The organism is Vibrio sp. FF145, from assembly GCF_041439075.1.
Classification (GTDB): domain Bacteria; phylum Pseudomonadota; class Gammaproteobacteria; order Enterobacterales; family Vibrionaceae; genus Vibrio; species Vibrio tasmaniensis_A.
Genome location: NZ_JBGONH010000019.1, coordinates 45592 through 67509, shown reverse-complemented (window position 1 = coordinate 67509; position 21918 = coordinate 45592). Strand labels below are relative to the sequence as shown.

16 protein-coding genes are annotated in these 21918 nt (G+C 44.8%); 4 read left to right on the top strand and 12 right to left on the bottom strand.

What is annotated here, in order from left to right:
• The first annotated feature begins 130 nt into the window (after nucleotides 1-130).
• From ACED42_RS09370 to ACED42_RS09360, 3 genes are all read left to right on the top strand, one after another.
• Nucleotides 131-898 carry a 1-acylglycerol-3-phosphate O-acyltransferase gene (locus ACED42_RS09370; protein ID WP_048663718.1) on the top strand — a complete coding sequence of 256 codons (768 nt, stop codon included), beginning with the start codon at nucleotides 131-133 and terminating at the stop codon, nucleotides 896-898.
• A gap of 147 nt (nucleotides 899-1045) precedes the next feature.
• The gene (locus ACED42_RS09365; RefSeq protein ID WP_102530420.1) at nucleotides 1046-2416 is read left to right on the top strand and encodes an MBL fold metallo-hydrolase; all 1371 of its coding nucleotides are present in this window, start codon (nucleotides 1046-1048) and stop codon (nucleotides 2414-2416) included.
• A gap of 455 nt (nucleotides 2417-2871) precedes the next feature.
• Nucleotides 2872-4419, top strand: a complete 1548-nt coding sequence (locus ACED42_RS09360) for a sodium:alanine symporter family protein (protein WP_048658817.1) — start codon at nucleotides 2872-2874, stop codon at nucleotides 4417-4419.
• A gap of 161 nt (nucleotides 4420-4580) precedes the next feature.
• Here ACED42_RS09360 and ACED42_RS09355 read toward each other — a convergent pair whose 3' ends face one another.
• From ACED42_RS09355 to guaB, 5 genes are all read right to left on the bottom strand, one after another.
• A complete protein-coding gene (locus tag ACED42_RS09355; protein ID WP_017056721.1) occupies nucleotides 4581-5174 on the bottom strand; it encodes a GPR1/FUN34/YaaH family transporter in 594 nt (197 codons plus the stop codon).
• Nucleotides 5175-5644: 470 nt separating this feature from the next.
• Entirely contained in the window at nucleotides 5645-7195 is a 1551-nt protein-coding gene (locus ACED42_RS09350; RefSeq protein ID WP_371702271.1) for a Na+/H+ antiporter NhaC family protein, read from the bottom strand.
• A gap of 222 nt (nucleotides 7196-7417) precedes the next feature.
• On the bottom strand, nucleotides 7418-9130 hold the full coding sequence (locus ACED42_RS09345) for a chitinase (protein ID WP_371702269.1): 1713 nt from the start codon (nucleotides 9128-9130) through the stop codon (nucleotides 7418-7420).
• A 324-nt stretch (nucleotides 9131-9454) separates the two neighbouring features.
• A complete protein-coding gene (gene guaA / locus ACED42_RS09340; protein ID WP_019820323.1) occupies nucleotides 9455-11008 on the bottom strand; it encodes a glutamine-hydrolyzing GMP synthase in 1554 nt (517 codons plus the stop codon).
• Nucleotides 11009-11385: 377 nt separating this feature from the next.
• Nucleotides 11386-12849 carry an IMP dehydrogenase gene (gene guaB, locus ACED42_RS09335; RefSeq protein WP_048669208.1) on the bottom strand — a complete coding sequence of 488 codons (1464 nt, stop codon included), beginning with the start codon at nucleotides 12847-12849 and terminating at the stop codon, nucleotides 11386-11388.
• Between the two features lie 269 nt (nucleotides 12850-13118).
• Here guaB and xseA point away from each other — a divergent pair, with 269 nt between their 5' ends.
• Nucleotides 13119-14465 (top strand): exodeoxyribonuclease VII large subunit, encoded by a 1347-nt coding sequence (xseA, locus tag ACED42_RS09330; RefSeq protein WP_371702266.1) that lies wholly within the window; start codon nucleotides 13119-13121, stop codon nucleotides 14463-14465.
• An 89-nt stretch (nucleotides 14466-14554) separates the two neighbouring features.
• Here xseA and ACED42_RS09325 read toward each other — a convergent pair whose 3' ends face one another.
• From ACED42_RS09325 to hisS, 7 genes are all read right to left on the bottom strand, one after another.
• On the bottom strand, nucleotides 14555-14782 hold the full coding sequence (locus tag ACED42_RS09325) for a zinc ribbon domain-containing protein (RefSeq protein WP_017099592.1): 228 nt from the start codon (nucleotides 14780-14782) through the stop codon (nucleotides 14555-14557).
• 42 nt (nucleotides 14783-14824) lie between these two features.
• Complete coding sequence (locus ACED42_RS09320; RefSeq protein ID WP_017099591.1) at nucleotides 14825-15820, bottom strand: sensor domain-containing diguanylate cyclase; 996 nt, start codon at nucleotides 15818-15820, stop codon at nucleotides 14825-14827.
• 290 nt (nucleotides 15821-16110) lie between these two features.
• A complete protein-coding gene (locus ACED42_RS09315; RefSeq protein WP_371702264.1) occupies nucleotides 16111-17013 on the bottom strand; it encodes an alanyl-tRNA editing protein in 903 nt (300 codons plus the stop codon).
• Between the two features lie 132 nt (nucleotides 17014-17145).
• Nucleotides 17146-18627 (bottom strand): ribosome biogenesis GTPase Der, encoded by a 1482-nt coding sequence (gene der, locus ACED42_RS09310; protein ID WP_010440555.1) that lies wholly within the window; start codon nucleotides 18625-18627, stop codon nucleotides 17146-17148.
• A gap of 158 nt (nucleotides 18628-18785) precedes the next feature.
• Nucleotides 18786-19946: an outer membrane protein assembly factor BamB gene (bamB, locus tag ACED42_RS09305; RefSeq protein WP_009848297.1), complete on the bottom strand. Its 1161-nt coding sequence runs from the start codon at nucleotides 19944-19946 to the stop codon at nucleotides 18786-18788.
• Between the two features lie 10 nt (nucleotides 19947-19956).
• Nucleotides 19957-20571, bottom strand: coding sequence for a YfgM family protein (locus ACED42_RS09300; RefSeq protein WP_012603315.1), 615 nt, complete (start codon nucleotides 20569-20571; stop codon nucleotides 19957-19959).
• Nucleotides 20572-20647: 76 nt separating this feature from the next.
• Complete coding sequence (hisS, locus tag ACED42_RS09295; protein ID WP_012603314.1) at nucleotides 20648-21916, bottom strand: histidine--tRNA ligase; 1269 nt, start codon at nucleotides 21914-21916, stop codon at nucleotides 20648-20650.
• Nucleotides 21917-21918: the final 2 nt, after the last annotated feature.

Genomic DNA, 21918 nt, shown 5'->3' with positions numbered 1-21918 from the left:
TGTTTTATATAAAGATCTAAAAATAGCCCCCTAACACAGTTAATTGTTGCAATTCGGTTAAATAGAGTGAAAACTTCAAGCATCTAAAACTATTTAATCACTGCCATCTGTGGTGAGTAAGGAGTGAATTGTGCTTGCTGTTCTTCGTATTATTTTGGCTACGGTGTTTATTATTCTCACCACTCTATGTGCTTTTGTTTACTGCTTGTTTAGCCCCAAGAACCCCAAGCATGTGTACGTTTTCTGTCGTTGGTTCAACCAACTCCAAAAGATCATCGGTGTAAAACTGGTGCAGCGCGGCCTCGACAATGCCCCGACACCAGAAAACAGCGTCTACATCTCTAACCACCAAAGCATATTGGACTTTGTGACCGACCCAGGAATGCTAAGACCACGCACTGTTTCATTGGGCAAACGCGATTTGTTGTACGTGCCTTTCTTTGGTCTGCTGTATTGGATCACCGGTAACATCATGATTAACCGTGAAGACAAGTCCAAAGCACGCGATACCATCAAACAAGTGGCGGAAGCGATTCATCAGAGAGATCTATCTGTTTGGGTTTACCCTGAAGGAACCCGTAGTAAAGGACGTGGATTACTGCCATTCAAAACAGGCGCTTTCCGAATGGCGATTGAAGCTGGTGTGCCTATCACCCCGATGTGTACCAGCACCACACACAATAAGATCGACTTAAATCGATTAAACAACGGTATTGCGATTACCGAGATGCTGGAACCTATCGATGTATCCGGATACAAGCTCAGCGATGCAAGGGAGTTGGCCAATCGCTGTCACGCACTCATGGCAGAGAAAATAGCAGAGCTTGATGCCGAAGTGGCTCGTTTAGAGGCGCAGCAAAACCCAGAGTTGGATTCAGACCGCTCTTCTACGAACTAACTCACAACGAACCCACTGAGTTATCGCTCAATTATTTAAAAAGATACTCAACGATCGCAACTCTCATTGTTCTTGTTTTACTTACTGGCGCTTACCCGCAAAATAAAAACAGGCGTTAACGGCTTTATAGAGCAATGGGAGTAAACGATGGAAGTGATTCACCATGGCGGCAAACATACTGTCACAGGATCTTGTCACGAATTAAGAGATTCAGGCCAAGCGGTACTCATCGATTGTGGCCTGTTTCAAGGTTTAGATCTTCAAGGTAAAAAGCTTCAAGGTGCGGACACCCACCCTCTCGATATTGAATTTGAAACATCCCACCTCAACGCTCTGCTGCTGACTCATACTCACATTGATCATATTGGCCGATTACCTTGGTTACTCGCCAGTGGGTTTAACCAACCGATTTATTGCACGCAAGCCACCGCTGAACTCGCCCCTTTAATGATTGAGGATGGCTTAAAGCTGCAAGGACTCAGTAATAAACAGTCGAAGCTGATACTCAAAAAGATTCATTCGTTAATTGCTCCCAAGCCTTACGGGGAATGGTTTCCAATCACGTCTAAACAGCAAAAAAACGGAAAGGATCATCATAGGCCAAATACTTTGCATGCCCGCTTTCAACCCGCTGGGCACATCTTAGGTTCTGCCTATATCGAGATTAAATTACCCAACCAAGAGGTGGTAGTCTTCTCTGGCGATTTGGGCCCAAGTAACACACCACTACTGCCCGATCCTAAGCCACCACAACAAGCCGACTATCTGTTTATCGAATCCACTTATGGCACCAGTACACATGATGATATTGCGACACGAGCAGAGCGCCTCAAAAGCATCATAGATCGTTCGCTACTTGATGGGGGTGTCATCCTAATTCCGGCCTTCAGTATCGGTCGAACACAAGAGTTGCTATTTGATATCGAACACCTGATCTTTGAGCATCAGCTCAGCGCCGATATTCCTATCATCCTCGATTCTCCTATGGCAGAGAAAGTGACACGTTCCTATCGACGCTTTAAAGAACTCTGGGGACAAGAAGCAAAGCAACGGCTAGAACTGAAACGTCACCCACTCGCTTTTGAGCAGTGCATTACTGTTGATGGGCATAGAATGCACAAGAAAATCGTTAATCGCCTTAAGTCGACAGGTGAACCCGCGATTGTGGTCGCAGCTTCTGGAATGTGTCAGGGCGGCAGGATCATGAACTACTTATCCGCCTTGCTTCCCGATAAACGAACTGATGTAATTTTAGCTGGCTATCAAGCGCACGGAACGCTCGGACGAGAGCTGCAACAAGGCGAAATGCAGGTTTCTATTGATAACAAAGACGTTGAGGTTAATGCTCAAATTCATGGCATGTCTGGCTATTCTGCTCATGCTGATAAAGAGGATCTCTACCGATTTATAGAGGGTATCGCGACTCCACCGAAAGAGGTGCATTTGATTCACGGCGAGCCAAATACTCAGTCGGAGTTCGCTCAAGAATTACAAGAGCGAGGGTTCGTAGTTGTTTGAAACAGTCATCAAACTAACAACTTTCACTAAGTAATTCTTAAAGCCGCAATTATCGAATCTTCAAAAAACACAGTTTCTTGCATCTGCTAGATCATACGATGCAGGTGATAGATTCCAATCTACTTATCCCCCCCCCCCTATATCAGCCGTTTATGCTAGCGGCTTTACACGCTGCTTTTTTTTAATTTCGTATTTTATTCGCATCTCAAATACCCCTTTTTGTATTAATCACTATTTATTCACTTTGCAAAACACCAGAAGGCAAAACTAGTTGCATATCAAGTTAAATGAAACGATTATCGAATTAGCACTAAGCATTAACAAACCCCCTCTATAACTTGCTTTATGTCACAGTAATCCTAATGCGCAGTTAAATAATTTAACACTTGGGTTACAAGTGAAGTATTGTGTTGTTCGAAAAACAATCATAAGCAAAACTAACAGGGAAAATACTCATGCAGTCATTCGTTGATTTTTTGAATGGAATAATCTGGAGCCCAGTACTTATCTACCTATGTTTAGGTGCAGGTTTGTTCTACTCCATCATGACTCGATTTGTTCAAATCCGTCACTTCTTTGAAATGTGGCGCTTGCTACTATCAGGTAAAAGCTCATCAAAAGGCATCTCGTCTTTCCAAGCTCTAGCCGTTTCGCTATCTGGCCGTGTCGGTACCGGTAACATTGCTGGTGTTGCTGCCGCTATCGGTTTCGGTGGCCCAGGTGCAGTATTCTGGATGTGGGTTGTAGCCTTCTTTGGCGCCGCAACTGCTTACGCAGAATCTACGCTAGCGCAAATCTACAAAGAAGAAGACGAAGGCCAGTTCCGTGGTGGTCCGGCTTACTACATTGAAAAAGCAATGGGTCAGAAGTGGTACGCATGGATCTTCGCTATCGCGACTATTTTTGCATGTGGCATTTTGCTTCCAGGTGTTCAGTCAAACAGTATTGGTAATGCTGTAGAAGCTGCATTTGGCTCAGGTGATATGATTGAAACAGCTGTCGGTACATTCAGTTTCGCTAAAATTTTCACCGGTACTGTTGTTGCTATCATCCTTGCTTTCATCATCTTTGGTGGTGTTAAACGTATTGCGAACTTCACACAAATCGTTGTTCCTTTCATGGCATTGGCGTACATCATCATCGCGTTCGTTATCATTCTGCTAAACATCAGCCAAGTGCCAACTGTTTTCGCAATGATTGTTGGTGATGCATTCACACCTATGGCTGGCTTCGGTGCTGCAATTGGTTGGGGTGTTAAGCGTGGTGTTTACTCAAACGAAGCGGGTCAAGGTACAGGTCCTCACGCGGCAGCAGCTGCAAGTGTTGATCACCCAGCTCAGCAAGGTTTGGTACAAGCGTTTTCTATCTACATCGATACTCTTCTAGTATGTTCTGCTACAGCGTTCATGATCATCATCACTGGTGCTTACAACGTTCACGGCGGCGCAGAAGGTGTGTTCCTTGTTCAGAACTTAGCAGCAAACGTTGGTGCGAATGGTCCTGTATTTACACAGCTTGCTATTGAAAGTGCACTACCAGGCATTGGTAAGCCATTCATCGCATTTGCTCTGTTCTTCTTCGCATTTACAACGATTCTTGCTTACTACTACATCGCAGAAACGAATATTGCTTACCTACGTCGTACCATCAAGATCCCTGGCATGATGTTCGTACTTAAGCTTGTTCTTATCACTGCAGTTTTCTATGGCACAGTTAAAACAGCTAACCTTGCATGGGCAATGGGTGATGTTGGTGTTGGCTTGATGGCATGGTTAAACATCGTGGGTATTCTGATCATCTTCTTCATGTCTAAGCCTGCGCTTAAAGCTCTAGCTGACTACGAAGAACAGCAGAAACAAGGCGTAACTGAGTACACGTTCAACCCTGTAAAACTAGGCATTAAAGGTGCTACTTACTGGGAAGAGAAGTACAAACGTAAAACAGGCAAGTCTCCTGAAACAGAAGCTGCAGACACTAAACCTGTAGAGCAACCTTCAGCTTAAGCTTGTGCCTTAACAAATGGATTGCTTTAGCAAATAGCTCGCTTTAACTCGCGCTATTAATAACGCATAAAAAAGGGGTTAGCCATTTCGGCTAACCCCTTTTGTTTTATTCATAACCAATAAACGGCTTATAACAAACTAACTGTTCCCGAGTTAGAGTATTAAGCAGCGATTTCTTGTGTTGCCAGTTGAGGTGCTTTTTTCTCACCAATAGGCAGAACTGTGCGGCCGTATTCGTTGTTGATTACTTGTGCCATTGCAAAGTAGATAGCTGAAGCGCCACAGAAGATACCTTCAAAACCAGCGATAGTGCCGATCAGTTCGCTACCAGTGAAATCACGAGCTGCAAGTAGGAAGAACAAGATAGTTAGTGAACCGAATACTACTTGCTTCGCTACTGGGTAGCATAGAGAACCGATGAACATGAAGCCAGTGAAGATGCCCCATAGAAGTAGGTACCAACCCATGAATGCAGCAGGGCTTGCTGGTAGGCCCATGTAAGGCATTACGATTAAACCAACCAAAGACAACCAGAATAGGCCGTAAGAAGTAAACGCAGTTGTACCGAACGTGTCACCACGTTTGAAACACATTGTGCCCACGATAACTTGGCTCAAACCACCGTAAAAAATACCCATAGCAAGAATCATTGAATCGATTGGAAAGAAACCTGCGTTGTGGATATTAAGAAGAATAGTGGTCATACCGAAACCCATTAAGCCTAGTGGCGCTGGGTTAGCTAGTTTGGTCGACATTGCGAATTTACCTTATTAAAGTGGTTGATTAAAAAAAATCGATAAAATTTGTAAGAAAATTTTAATCTATAAACCGCTCAACTAGGTAATCCAGTTATCGAAAACTAAGATTGTGTAAATGATCTTATTGAAAATTGGTTTCATAACGAGCCGAATCAATTCACAGAAACTATCAATGAGCAGGTTCCCTATCGCGCTATAAAAAAGATGCGAGTAACGAGATGCGAGATGCGAAAAGAGTCTTTAGATTCGAGTAAGCGGGATACGAAGAGCGTGTTGAGATTGAAGTTAGTAATATGCATATGAAAAAGTTGCGGGTAACGAGATTCGGGATGCGACAAGAGTCTTTAAATTTGAGTAAGCGCCCCCTTAATAGCAAACGTAGGCAACAGAGAGCGAGCTTTTCGTTACTCGTTTACTCGCATCCCGTATCTATTCATTAAATCTCGTCCCTACTTGGACATCTTAAATTACGCTTGTTGTGTTTTAGACTCAGACACTTGAGATTGAACGTCTGAAGAAGCGTTTTTACTCGCATCGCGCTTAGCTAACAGAGTCACAAGGATAAGCTGAGCAACAAGAGCGCCCAACACAACCAATGCACTTCCCGTAAAGCCTGCGAGTACAAAACTAATCAGAGCAATAGAGCCATTCATCAATGCATAAGGCAGCTGTGTCTTAAAGTGCTCAAACTGGTCACACCCGGCACCTGTTGAAGAAAGAATCGTGGTTTCAGAGATCGGTGAGCAGTGATCACCAAACAAGCCACCCGATAACACGGCACCAATTGCGACGAGTAGCGGAGCATCTATTGCAATCGCGGTTGGAATAACCAATGGCATCATTATCGCGAAGGTTCCCCACGATGAGCCCGTTGCGAATGAAATAATAGCCGATAACAAAAAAGCGACCGCAGGTACTAACCAGTATGGGAAACCGCTCTGTGCTTGTTCAGCAATATAAGCCGCTGCTCCTAACTCTTTACCGACAGTACTTAACGCCCAAGCCAGTACCAAGATTATTGCCACTGGCATCATGTTTCCCATGCCTTTTAGGTACACAGAAACGCCATCCGACAGTTTTCTCACGCCGTAGTAAGCCATCAGCGAGATCAAGGTAATCGCGGCAAAGAAATAAGCCGAAGATAATGCCGCTCTGAATGATGAGCCTGCGACCTTTTGGAATGGAAAGCCTTGTGGAACCAACATGGCGCACAACACCACCAACATCACTAACAATGGTGCCCAGACAAAAGAAGCCTTTGCATTTTTATGCGAGAACGCATTGAGTGATTCGTTATTCACGCCAGAGTTAATCCCCGCTTGGCAATCACGCTCGGCTTTTGCCATTGGTCCAAAGTCTAAACCTTTAACGGACACGAGCGGAACGATGAAAATCGCGAGAAATGCGTAGAACTGGAAAGGAATCGCACCGATGAAGGCATCCCAGTCAGACATGTTGACATTCAAAGCCGTAAACTCTTTTTGAATCAGACTCATGATGTAAACACCCCAGCCGATAAAAGGGATAAGGATTGCGACTGGTGATGACGTAGAATCGATGATGAATGCTAGCTTCTGTCTTGAAAGTTTTAGTTTATCGAAAAGAGGACGAAAAACAGGGCCAACAATTAGCGGAGTACCTAAGTCTGAGAAAAATATAACGATTCCACCCAGCCATGCTGACAATTGAGCTTGGCATTTATTGCTTACCCACTGAGTCACTCGCTTTGCAAACGCGACGCCGCCACCGGACTTTTCCATCAAAGCGACAAAACCACCGATGAACACCAACAGCATAATCACACCTGCGTTGTAGCTATCCGTAAGCTGTGGTACTAGGTAGCCTTTGACCATGGTTCCAAAGGTATCAAGAGGATTTAGTTCACTAAACATTCCGGTGAGCATAGCTACACCACTGAGTACGCCAGCAAAAAGGCCAATCACTACATTCCTTGTCGCCAACGACAACACCAAAGTAATCACAATGGGGATGAGTGACGTGATATCTGTCTGTTCCATAGGTAAACCTTAACCCTAAAATAAAGAATAAGTATAATTTAAAAGTGAATATAAATTCACACTCAACATTTGTACAGGACTTTATTCTCTAAATGGAAAATTAGCATTCAGCTAAGAAGTTTTGCGTTAGATAATCGAGGAACGCAGAGCAGAAACGCAAAAGCCGAAAGCAATCACTTTCGGCTTTGATTCGTCAGTTGAGGTACTTAATTAGCTGAGTAATTATTGACAGCTGATTTCATCCCAGAACCAATTCGATTGAACTGGGCTTTCCCAGACGCCAGGGCCGTTTTTAGCCACGAAGCACTTACCGTTATGCGTCACTTTATCGCCATTACTCACTTGGCTAACGCCAGCTTGCCATGTGATAAACACAGATGGGTCAACAACCACTGGTGGCTCGGTAACTGGCGGTTCAACTGGTGTTGGGTCTACCGGAGCAGGATCGACAGGCACAGGATCAACAGGAGCTGGATCAGTAACAACCGGCGGTGTTGGCTCTCCGCCAACCAATTTCCAAGGGCCACCATTGGCAGGGTCATCCCCTTGTGTCCACCATTTCGCTTCATAGGTTGCGCCGTTGTGAGTCACTTGGTCGCCTGCATTGTAAACCTTAGTCGCACTCCAACCATTACCACCGGGATCAGTACCTGGGTCTACCGGATCAAGCTTATCGACCACTTTCACTTCCGGCCAGCTTGCATGAGAGCCATAGAAATTGGTCACACACTTCTCGTAATCGCCCGCCACCAGCGCGGAATAAGCAGTTTGGAAACCAACCAACTCGCACTCAAATGAATACCCTTCTGGGCGATCTGCGTAGTATTTCCAGTTGCCATCCCAGTTGGTGTACAACACATCAGTCGCGCCGTTGAGGTTCAAGCTTCCGTAAGGTGTTTGCTGCCAACATGTATTGGCTTCATCCGCTTCTACAGGAATTTCATAGTGAGCCGCTAACCCTTCCCAGTAACGAATACGGTTGACTGGTTGGCCCTTGTCTTTATTCTGTTCACCACACTCAATACCACCGTTGATCACGTTGATTGTGGTACCAAAGCCATAACCAATACCCGCATCCAGTTCACGTTGAGATGGTGTCCATGTACGGTCAATGACATGCAGCATGGCTGGCTTAGGTGCTTGTGGTGTTAAGAAGAACCAAATAGCTGAAGCTAAATTCAACCAAGAGTCCGCCACCAAGCCCGGATTGTTGAGAAGCACCGTCGCGTCACCATCAAACATCACCTCAGAGAAGGCACCGTAGTTAAAGTGGTAAGAAAGCTGTTTAGCACCACGACCGAAGTAGCCCTGCCCCGCGGCACATGGCCAACGTGCATTTTGCCAATCGTTCTGACCACAACCCGTGGTGTAACCTTCTTGCCCTTCAGACCACCCCATTTCACGAACATGCACCAGCGCTTGCTGCCACTCTTCTAGAGCTAATGGGTTATCTGAGGTGTTGTCTATCGCGATGTGACCGCCCGTCTCTTGAGAGAAGTGAGCAAAAGCGGTGATGATGGATTTCTTACAGATAGCATCAGAATCACGGCCATCAGTGTACTCTCCACAGAACGCAGGGAATTTACCAATCGCACGTAAGAAACGAGTGTAAGTGTATTCTGGTGCAGCCATCTGAGTAAGAAAATCCCATTCAGATTGAGGGAATACACGCTCAACCCGCTTTACGTTTTCAGGGTTGGAAGATAAACCGGGTTCAATCGCCTCAACGATGGTGTTCGAACGAGTTTGTAGAGCCTGTGACCAGATCGCATACATAGGGTCCGACGTTTTTGCTTGTTCAGCAGCTTGTAATGCCGACTTTTCAACAAGGTAACCATTCGGGTTTTGCGGATCAGGTTGAATGTTCAAAGACGCATGACTTTGCGCTGCCAAGGTGCAGCCCAGTACTGTCGCCAAATATTTGATTTTTAACATGATGGATTCTCTTATCTGTCCTTAATAAGTCCATCAAAGAGTATGCGGCGCGTGAGAAATGGCCTAGCTGTTGCTGTGTGAATTTATAAAAAGTGCGAGTGATATTTTTGATATATAGCTCAACACAACAAAGCGTCTCATAGTTTCTTGAGCTGATATCTAGTTTCCAACTCATTTGGTTTCTAGGCATTGTTCATTTGATTTCTAGGTATGGCTCATAAGCCTTTAATGCTATGAATCAATATAATGAATCGAAAAGAAAAAAGCCCCGAACTGAGTTCGAGGCTTAAGATCTTAATCAACGCTGGTTAAATCTCTAAGAGATTATTCCCACTCGATAGTTGCCGGTGGCTTACCAGAAATATCGTAAACAACACGTGAAATGCCGTTAACTTCGTTGATAATACGGTTAGAAACCTTACCTAGGAAGTCGTATGGTAGGTGTGCCCAGTGAGCAGTCATGAAGTCGATAGTTTCTACAGCACGTAGAGATACAACCCAATCGTACTTACGGCCATCGCCCATTACGCCAACTGAACGTACTGGTAGGAATACCGTGAATGCTTGAGATACTTTGTGGTAAAGGTCAGCAGCGTGAAGCTCTTCAATGAAGATTGCATCAGCACGACGCAGTAAATCACAGTACTCTTTCTTCACTTCGCCAAGTACACGAACACCTAGACCTGGACCTGGGAATGGGTGGCGGTAAAGCATGTTGTATGGAAGACCAAGCTCTAGACCGATCTTACGTACTTCATCTTTGAATAGCTCACGTAGAGGCTCAACAAGGCCCATTTCCATATCATCAGGAAGACCACCAACGTTGTGGTGAGATTTGATTACGTGTGCTTTACCTGTCTTAGATGCAGCAGACTCGATTACGTCTGGGTAGATAGTACCTTGAGCAAGCCATTTAGCATTCTTCAGTTTCTTAGACTCTTCATCGAAGATATCTACGAATACGTGACCGATGATCTTACGCTTAGCTTCTGGTTCAGCTTCGCCTTCAAGAGCGTCAAGGAAGCGTTGCTCAGCATCTACTTTGATGATGTTTAGACCAAACTTGTTGCCGAACATCTCCATAACCTGCTCAGCTTCGTTCAAACGAAGAAGGCCGTTATCTACAAATACACATGTTAGTTTGTCGCCGATAGCGCGGTGAGCAAGCATTGCAACTACAGATGAATCAACACCACCAGAAAGACCAAGGATAACTTCGTCGTCACCTACTTGTTCTTTAATACGTGCAACTGCATCTTCAATGATTGAAGCTGAAGTCCACAGACCTTCACAACCACATGCGTTAAGAACGAAGTTCTCTAGCATTTTTAGGCCGTTCTTAGTGTGTGTTACTTCTGGGTGGAATTGTACGCCGTAGTACTTCTTCTCTTCGTTTGCCATTGCAGCGTATGGGCAAGTGTCTGTTTCAGCGATCTTTGTGAAATCAGCTGGGATCTCAACCACTTTATCGCCGTGGCTCATCCAAACATCTTGAGTAGACTCAAGGTCTGCGAAAAGTGCAGACTCACCAGTAACTTGTACTGCAGCGTAACCGAACTCGCGCTCAGTAGACGTTGCTACTTTACCGCCAAGTTGCTCAGCCATAGTTTGCATGCCGTAGCAGATACCGAATACAGGAACACCTGAATCAAATACGTACTGAGGTGCACGTGGAGAGTTCTCTTCCGTTACACTTTCAGGGCCACCAGATAGGATGATGCCGTCTGGATTGAATTCACGAATATCCGCTTCTTCTACGTCCCAGCTCCAAAGTTCACAGTAAACACCGATCTCACGAATACGACGAGCTACTAGCTGTGTGTATTGAGAACCGAAGTCCAGAATTAGAATACGTTGGTCATGAATATTTTTAGTCATTGTAAGCAGTCTTATTGGCTATGTGATAAAACGGAGGCGAGTTTACTCACCTCTGATTAACTCTTCAAGAAATAAAGCAAACGTTTTCGTTGGTTATCTGTAACCTCGTGTTTTGAGAAAATCAGAATTTCAGCAAAACAGGCGGTAGATATAATACCAATCACAGTAAGTAAGTGTTCAGTAGTAGCGCTGGAAAAAGCTTGAGAACAAGGCTGCTCTATTCAACAAAGAGTTCTGATAAGTAGTTATTCTACAATCAGAAATTCTAACGAAGTTATCGAGGTTTTTAACAAGCTAGGATGACCAGTTATTTACTACGATTGGTATAATAATGTGCCGACTCAATCAGCACATTATTCAAACGTTTGGACGTATTATTAACCTAAACGGTAGTTAGGTGCTTCTTTCGTGATTTGAACATCGTGTACGTGAGACTCTTTCATGCCCGCACCAGAGATACGAACAAACTCAGCTTTAGTACGCATGTCTTCAACAGTTGCAGAACCCGTAAGGCCCATGCTTGAGCGTAGACCGCCCATCTGTTGGTGAACGATCTCTTTTAGACGACCTTTGTATGCGATACGACCTTCAATACCTTCTGGAACAAGCTTGTCTGCAGCGTTGTCAGATTGGAAGTAACGGTCAGAAGAACCTTGAGACATAGCGCCAAGAGAACCCATACCACGGTAAGACTTGTAAGAACGACCGTTGTAAAGGATAACTTCACCTGGAGCTTCTTCAGTACCAGCGAACATTGAACCAACCATCACACAAGATGCGCCAGCAACGATAGCTTTACAGATATCGCCAGAGAAGCGGATACCGCCATCTGCGATTACTGGAATACCGTATTCGTTAGCGACTTCAGCTGCATCTGCGATTGCTGTCACTTGAGGAACACCAACACCAGTAACGATACGAGTCGTACAGATTGAACCAGGGCCGATACCTACTTTAACCGCACTAACACCAGCTTCGATAAGAGCACGAGCGCCAGCGCCAGTTGCTACGTTACCACCGATGATTTGTAGATCAGGGTATGCAGCGCGAGTTTCGCGGATACGGTTAAGTACGCCTTCAGAGTGACCGTGTGAAGAGTCGATAAGTAGAACGTCTACGCCAGCTTCAACTAGAGCAGCAACGCGCTCTTCGTTACCAGCACCAGCACCAACAGCTGCACCTACACGTAGGCTGCCGCGCTCATCTTTACAAGCGTTTGGTTTACGTTCTGCTTTGTGGAAATCTTTTGCAGTGATCATTCCAGTTAGTTGGAAGTCATCATTTACAACAAGAACTTTTTCAACACGCGCTTCATGCATTTTCTCTTGAACTTCTTCACGAGTTGCACCTTCTTTAACAGAAGCAAGGCGAGCTTTAGGCGTCATTACTACATCAACTTTCTTAGAAAGGTCAGTAACAAAGCGAACGTCACGGCCAGTAATAATACCAACAAGTTCGTTTGTTTCAGTAACAACAGGGAAACCGGCAAAGCCGTGTTTTTCAGTTAGGGCTACAACATCAGCGATTGTCGCGTCAGGGTTTACAGTTACTGGGTGAGAAACCACACCTGCTTCGTAAATTTTAACCTGGCGAACCATTTCAGCTTGCTGTTCAATAGACATGTTCTTATGAATGAAGCCTATTCCGCCTTCTTGTGCCAGTGCAATCGCTAGGCGAGCTTCTGTCACAGTATCCATCGATGCAGAGATCATTGGGATGTTTAGGGAAATATTCTTCGTCAGCTGAGTGCGAAGATCAGCTGTATTAGGGAGAACGGTGGAGTGTGCTGGCACTAGCAGTACGTCGTCGAATGTCAGCGCTTCTTTGGCAATTCTTAGCATTTGCAATATCTCACAATAATAGGAGTAAAAAGAAACAATCCAATCTCATCGTTTCGCCTAATGAGGGCAGCCAATTAAGGAAAATCAAACTGCATTTGGATTAGATATTGCGGACGGATTATACGGCCAACGAAATCGCTTGGCTACACATTTTTGTATTTTTAATTTGCATTTACCCCCTTGCTATGTATTATATTTCCGCTATCTTCCATACTCACGCCCTGTGAGATTCCAAGAAAGACCTTCCTTCAAGGAAAGATAGTGCTTCTATGACTAATCCAAACATCTTTACTGTTTCTCGCCTCAACTCAGAGGTTCGTCTCCTATTAGAAAACGAAATGGGAATAGTCTGGCTCGTTGGTGAAATATCAAACTTCTCTGCACCTGTATCTGGTCACTGGTACCTCACGCTTAAAGACTCTCGCGCTCAAGTTAAGTGCGCCATGTTTCGTGGCAATAACCGCCGAGTCACTTTTAAGCCTCAGAACGGTAATCAAGTGTTAGTCAAAGCTCGCCTGTCGCTTTATGAGCCACGCGGTGACTACCAACTGATCATCGAAAGCATGCAGCCAGAGGGTGACGGTAAACTTCAGCAAGAGTTTGAAAAGCTTAAGATGAACTTGGCGGCGGAAGGCTTATTTGCTCAGTCCAGTAAGCAAGCTCTTCCTGAACATCCAAAACGCGTTGGCGTCATCACCTCTAAAACCGGTGCAGCACTGTTTGATATTCTTGATGTCCTCAAAAGACGCGATCCTTCATTGCCTGTTGTGGTTTACCCGACCATGGTTCAAGGCGAAGAGGCGGCAATTCAGATTGCTCAGGCGATTGGGCGTGCCAATGAGCGCAATGAGTGTGATGTGTTGATCGTGGGTCGTGGCGGCGGTTCGTTAGAAGACCTATGGTGTTTCAATAACGAGATCGTAGCTCGCACAATCGCTGCAAGCCAAATCCCGATTATCAGTGCAGTTGGCCACGAAGTTGATGTCACTATTGCGGATTTCGTCGCAGATATGCGCGCTCCAACACCATCAGCAGCCGCTGAATTGGTTAGCCGTGATAACAGCCATAAAGAACAAGCTTTTGCGTCTAAACGTGCTCGCTTAGTCAGTGCGATTCGTCATGTGTTAATCAAACAAGCGCAATCAACTCAAACATTGAAGTACCGCTTAGAGAAGCAACATCCTAGCTACCAACTGCAAAAGCAGAGTCAGCAGCTTGATGACCTAGATATGCGTTTGCGTCGTGGTATGACTCAATACCTAAAGCAGCATGCACAGCGTGTTGAACGTAAACAGCACCAACTTCAGCTGAACTCGCCAGTGAAACGCCTTGGTGAACAGAAACTGCATCTACAACGTTCAGAGCAAAAGCTATTGGATGCAATGGACAAGACATTACTAACTACTCGCCACCAACTAGCCATGGCTGCCGAGAAGTTAGAAACAGTAAGTCCATTAGCAACCCTAAAACGTGGCTACAGCATCACCCATTCAGCATCGAGTAAAACTGTATCATCCGTTAACGATATCGAAGTCGGTGAAGTGATCACCACCCAAATTGAAGACGGTGTGATTGAATCGAAAGTGACCACAAGAGTCGCTAAGAGCGAGTTCTAGGTTCATTAGATACAAAAAAGACCCAACACTTTGGTATTGAGTCTTTGGTATAACATCACCGATTGTCGTTCAAACCAAATAATTTAAGGCTATTCCGCTGGTTGGAATTCGAACTTTACTCTCGATTTAGATTTAAGCTCATTACACTCACCATTACAAAAATAGCTCGCTGCACCACAGGCTTGAAGCTTCTCAAGTTGGCTGCTGCACTCAGGACAAAACCCAACCTTAGTAAAGTGTGCCTGACAACTTTCACAGTGATACTTTCCATCCCAACCTAGCTCTGATTGGCACTTAGGGCAGATATTTTCACTCATTAGCATTTCCTAACTCACTACTTTTTTTACAATCTACTACTGCTAAGACTTAGCTTGCTTGATTTGGTACATGTTCTTATCAGCTTGTGCGATCAAGCCTTCCAATGACTCAGGATCTTTATCATAAGAAAGTCCAACGCTGACAGAAAACTGAGTGCCATCGATATAGAGCGCTTGTTCCAAGGTTCTTTCTAAGCTTCGATAAAAGTTCAGCACACTTTCTTGATCATCAAAGCAAGAGAACACGACAAACTCATCGCCCCCATAGCGCCCTATCTTGGCACAGGCAGTCGTTGCCTCATCAAGCACTTTTGCAACGGCTAACAACACATCATCACCAAAGCTGTGGCCAAACGTATCGTTTATTGACTTAAATTTATCGACATCAACAAACAGGCATGCCATCACTTTTTCAGTAAAACACCGGTTAGTTAACACCTGCTCGGCTTCTCTCAGCAATGCTCGGCGATTCAAACTGTGTGTTAGGGAGTCCCGATTGGCAAAAAAGTTGAGTTGATTCTCTAACTCATACTTCTCAAGCGCGACTGAATACAGAGAAGCCAATAACTCTAAGATCTCAAGTTCAAACTCATGAGGTTCAGAGATGTACTGACTGTAAATTGCGAAGGTACCTAATACGTGACCATGTGAAGAGATGATTGGCACTGACCAACATGCATGAAGATTGGCCTGATTGGTTAAGGCTAAGAAAGGAATCCAATTCGGGTGTGCATTAATATTGGAGACCATGACAGCTTTCTTAAGTGCCGCCGCTTCGCCACAAGAACCAATTCCGGCACCAACCCCCACCCCTTCTATCTGCTGGTTATAAAAATCAGGCAAGTTTGGAGCATATTCTAAATGTAATGTATTCGATTCGGGGTTTAGCAATAGGATAGAGGCCATCCTTTGACCAAAAATCTGCTCGGTGAGTTGAATGATCTTGCGATTTAATTCTTTGCGATCCAACCCAAGGGCAAGCTTTCGAAGCAAACTGTTTACTGCTCGGTGACCTTCTAATAAAAATTGTTGTTTCATTCACTAAAGCTTTCAATTATATGGTGGGAACAGCTTGTTCTTATGCAAGCCTATATACTGGTCAATATTAACACACTAAATTACCACAACACACCACCGAAGATCATAGGTTGATCTTTTGCTTTATCTACTTTGATCAGCGATCTACCCCAAAAAGAATATTTATATCACCACACACCGAAAGCATAAGTTACATATACTGCATTTCAATTTACAATGGAATATATGACTAGAAACAAACAAATAAAACCAACAATGCAGAACAATCTATTTTCGATCTTTAATTGAGATCATCGAGAGACACACGTCTGCATTTCGATATGTTGGTCATCTAATTGGGTTAACTTAACCGACAATGCCTTAAGTTCTGAAGTATTGTCGATGTGAGTACCACCACACGGAATAGACACTAAAGTCTCGTCATCTAGTTGCCATTCCCAGTAGCGAGAGTCTGTTAACGACTCACCTTCTAGTCTCATCGTTACAAGAGTCGATTCAGCAAGCCAGCCTGCAATCATCTGGTTGATATTGGCCTCAATGCCATCAAGGTTCGTTAGCATGTCAGCAACGTTCAGACCGCGTTTCTTCAATGTTTTACCTAAACGATACTTATCGGTACACAACTCTGGAGTCACAAAGCTAGTCACCTGTGCGTAGCTATTGAAGTCATAGCTGCCGAGTGGATCTTTTCTATCCGCATCTTTACGCCAGTAACTCTCAGCCAATACTTTATTCAAGGCTAAGAAGGCAATATGTCCGGCACTATGACCGCGGCTCAAACTGGCTTGGTGCTCTTTATCAACCGACAACTCAACTTCATCGCCAATTTTAATAATAGAAGCTGATACAGGTAGTTGGTGGACAACCACAAACGCCCACCCTTCCGTATCACGCTTAACAGGGATATCTGCTGCAATATAAAGATTTCCAGTAGATTGCTCTATTGCACCAACAAGGCAATCTTCAACAATATACTGTTCGCCACCTACGCTGACAAAACCTCGGTCTGCTGGGTGATCGGGCCAAATATGACTCACAGGGTGGAAAGGTGTCACGTCAGTGATCAAGTAAGTTTTGCTGTCGTCACTTTCAACGTACACTGCTTTTGCATTTAGCAGCCAAGTTTGATGACAAAATTGAGTGATGGTTGGTGTGATTGCTGACGCTGGTGTAATCAAATCGCTAGTGGTCATATCATTCTTCTTTTGGAATCTAGTCTAAGTCGCTAGCTGATAACGGAATCAAAGACGCGATTATCAGATAACGTGAATTTTACTTAAAAAAATACCCGAGACAGGCTCGGGTATCAAATCTATTGGAAAGGTTTACTTGCGACCTTTAACCATGCTCATCATACGTTTACGTTTACGTTCTTGAGAAATTGTCAGCTTGTTAGTCTTAGCTTCAAATGGGTTCTCGCTGTTCTGGAATTGAATGCGAATAGGTGTACCCATAATTTCTAGTGAACGACGGTAGTAGTTCATCAAGAATCGTTTGTATGAATCTGGCAAGTTACGTACTTGGTTACCGTGGATAACGATAATCGGTGGGTTGTAGCCACCAGCGTGCGCGTATTTCAATTTAACACGACGACCACGAACCATAGGTGGTTGGTGATCATCAGTCGCCATCTTCATGATACGAGTAAGTACAGAAGTACCAACACGAGTCGTTGCTGACTTATAAGCTTCTTGAACAGACTCAAACAAGTGACCAACACCAGTACCGTGAAGTGCAGAGATAAAGTGAATACGTGCGAAATCAACGAAACCTAAACGACGATCTAGTTCTTTCTTAACACGATCTTTAACGTCGTTATCTAGGCCATCCCACTTGTTTACGGCAATAACAATTGAACGACCAGCATTCAACGCAAAGCCTAACAAGCTTAGATCTTGATCTGAGATGTTCTCGCGAGCATCGATAAGCAGTAATACAACGTTAGCATCTTCAATCGCTTTCAGTGTTTTAACCACTGAGAACTTCTCAACTGTTTCGTTGATATTTTTACGGCGACGAACACCCGCAGTATCAATCAGAACGTATTCACGCTCATCACGCTGCATCGGAATGTAGATAGAGTCACGAGTTGTACCTGGCATATCGTAAACAACAACACGTTCTTCACCAAGAATACGGTTAGTTAGTGTTGATTTACCTACGTTAGGACGACCAATGATCGCTAGCTTAATCGGTTGATCTTGAAGGCGCTTGAATTCTTCTTCCGCTTCTTCTTCAGTGAAATCAACTTGCTCTTCTTCTTCGTCTTCAAATTCAGTTAAATCGCTTACTTCGCCATTCTCAGCTTTTAACGCTTCAGCGAATGGGTTTAGAGCAAGATCAATCAACGCAGTTACACCACGACCGTGCGCTGCAGCGATTTGGTACATGTCTTCTACGCCTAGTTGCCAGAAATCAGCACTTGCAGCATCAGGGTCGATACCATCAACCTTGTTTACTACTAGCATTGAAGGCTTTTCTAGTTGACGAAGGTGCTTAGCAATAGCTACGTCTGAAGGTGTTAGACCCGCACGGCCATCTACCATAAATAGAACGACATCAGCTTCATCAATCGCCGCGAGCGACTGTTCAGCCATTTTAGTTTCAACACCTTCTTCGGTACCGTCGATACCACCAGTGTCGATAACAATAAAGTCATGCTCGCTAAAATGAGCATGACCGTATTTACGGTCACGCGTTAAGCCAGGGAAATCCGCAACCAATGCATCACGAGTTCGAGTCAATCGGTTAAATAACGTAGATTTACCTACGTTCGGACGCCCTACTAGAGCAACAACAGGTACCATAACAACCTCTACAATTTCTTCTCTAAATGTAGTTATAGGTAAGCACTTGATCGCAAGTTTAAACTCTTACCTATAACCACACGGTTTATTAATTTATAACAACAAAACGGCTCCTAGCTGTTACCAACCAGGAGCCGACTGTGAATTATATCACGCTTTTATTGGCTAATCGTTAGTTTCTTTACATCGCCATTGCGAGTCGTCACTAAGTAGCCTTCAGGCATTTCAATTGGCGCAACCGCAAAGCCGCTATCATCGACCAACTGTTGAGCAACAAACTCACCCGATGAACGATCTAACCAGTGCAGATAACCTTCAGTATCACCAACAACTACATAACCATTAATAATAGCAGGAGCTGTCAGTAAGCGGTTTTCTAACAATGGAGTGCTCCAAAGTTCAGTGCCACTACGCGCATCAACCGCAACCACATGGTCTTTGTCAGTCACAACGAACAAACGGCTGCCATCACTTGCTAAATCAATCGCTGACGAGTAGTTACGTTTCCAAACTGGCTTACCAGAACGAAGATCGATAGCAATCAGTTGACCATTGATACCTACGGTATATAGGGTGCCGCCAAGAACAACCGGTGATGCATCAACATCAACCAAACGATCAATTTCCGTTGCGCCTTTTGGCGTACCTACTGGCTGTTGCCAAATAAGCTGACCACGATCAACGATAGCTGCGGCTAAACGACCATTTGCCGTACCCCAGAATACACCACCTGAAACCGTAACAGGTGAGCTATCGCCACGAAGTGTTAGGCTTGGTACTTCTGTACTGATGGTCCATTTTTGCTCACCGCTTTCTTGATCTAACGCGGTCAACATGCCACGACTGGTATGAACAATAACCATGTTGCTTTCAGTTGCAGGGGATGCAAGCACCTCACCATTCACTGATACACGCCACAGCTCTTCACCGGTTGATTCATCCAGTGCGATCACTTCGCCATTTTCAGAACCAACAAATACCTTACCGTAAGCTGCCGTTAAGCCACCCGATAAACGAGCCAGTACTTCTTTCTCAAGATCGACTTTCCAAAGCTCTTTACCTGTTTCAGGGTCAAGCGCTTTAACCATACCTTCACGGCTTGCAACAAATACTTTGTCGTAAGCCAATTCCGGCGTTAGTTTTGAAAAGTAGTGACCAACACCATCACCAACCGACGTAGACCATTCCTGGCTAGGAGTAAACTCGCTGTTTACCGTTGGTACTGGTGCCATGATTACGGTGTCTTCTTCACTTGCACAGCCCGCTAGCAGGCCAAGAGCAATCGCACACAACGCCGCTTTTGGAAACATCTTCTTCATTCAAAGCGCCTTATTTAGCTAGGTCGTCAAGTTTGATTTGAAGCGTTTGGCTCGCATCAGCAGCTTGTTGAGCTTCAGAGTAAGCACTGTAAGCTGCATCTGTGTCGCCTTTACGAAGTGAGATATCACCACGCAGTTCAGCAACACGGCCAGTCCAAGATTCGTCAGTCATCGCTTCAAGATCAGTCAATGCTGCGTCAAATTCACCTTGCTCAGCTTTGATACGAGCAACACGGTAAGTCAGTAGTGGCGCTAATGCCGCGTCCTTAGTTGCCGATTTTGCCCACTCAAGTTGTTCTAGTGCAGCAGTAAGGTCACCCGCTTGAACTTGCGCTTTTGCTAATTGCATAGCAGCAAGTACTGAATATTCAGCGTCTTTGTTTGCGTCGATGAAAGCTTGAATATCAGATTGAGCATCAACGCCTTTAGCATCTAGAGCTGAGATTGCAGAGGTGTAGCTTTCTGAAGCGGCTTCACGCGCTTCAACGACTGAATCTTGGTAATAGCGCCAACCAAATAGGCCACCTAAACCAATAACCGCACCAAAGATTACGGCTTTGCCATTCTCTTTCCACCAATCTTTAATGGCTTCAACTTGTTGCTCTTCGCTATCGTAAAGTTCCACTTCCTGTCCTCTTTAATTCTTTAAACGCCAGCATAGTGCTGACGTTGATATTCATGATGAGCGTTTGCTCAATGGCTTAGATTAACGCAGCAACTTTTTCTGCAACTTCCGTTTGAGACACGGTTTGTTGCTCGCCGCCAACCAAATCTTTTAGCACAACTGTATTGTCAGCAACTTCGTTCTCACCAAGTACCAACGCCACAACAGCACCTACTTTGTCAGCACGTTTGAATTGCTTCTTGAAGTTACCACCACCGAAGTGGTTCATCACACGTACACCTTCAACGGTGTCGCGTAATTGATTCGCTAACTGCATGCCCGCGATCATTGTACCTTCGCCAGCAGCAACCATGTATACGTCAACACTACGGCGAACTTCTGTAAGCTCTAGCGTTTCCATCATAAGGACTAGACGCTCTAGACCCATAGCGAAGCCAACAGCATTGGTTGCTTTGCCGCCGAGTTGTTCAACAAGACCATCGTAACGGCCACCACCACATACTGTACCTTGGGCACCAAGGCTGTCTGTGATCCACTCAAAAACGGTGCGGTTGTAGTAATCTAGGCCGCGTACTAGACGCTCATTAACTTGGTATTCGATACCAACAGCGTCAAGAAGTTCACACAAACCAGCAAAATGTTGCTTCGATTCTTCACCTAGATATTCAGATAGGCGAGGGGCGTCACCTAAGATCGCTTGAACATCCGGGTTCTTAGTATCCAGAACACGTAGAGGGTTAGTGTGCATGCGACGTTTGCAGTCTTCATCTAGCACATCGATGTGTTGCTCAAGGAACGCCACTAACGCAGTACGGTAGCTTACGCGATCTTCTTGAGAACCGATTGAGTTCAGTTCTAGACGAACGTGCTTATCGATACCTAGTTCACGCCATAGACGTGCTGTCATCATAATAAGTTCTGCGTCAACGTCTGGACCGTCTAGGCCAAACACTTCAACGCCACATTGGTGGAATTGACGGTAACGACCTTTTTGAGGACGCTCATGACGGAACATTGGGCCCATGTACCATAGGCGCTGTTCATCACGGTTAATAAGGCTGTTCTGAATACATGAACGTACACAACCTGCTGTTCCTTCTGGACGCAGCGTTAGGCTGTCACCATTGCGGTCATCAAAGGTGTACATCTCTTTAGAAACAACATCAGTCTCTTCACCAACCGCACGGCTAAATAGGTTCGTCTCTTCAACGATAGGCATACGTACTTCGTTGTAACCGTATGCGCTCACCACACTTTTAACTGCGCTTTCTACTTTCTGCCACAGTGGTGATTGAGTTGGAAGGCAGTCGTTCATGCCTCGAATTGCTTGGATATTTTTAGCCACAG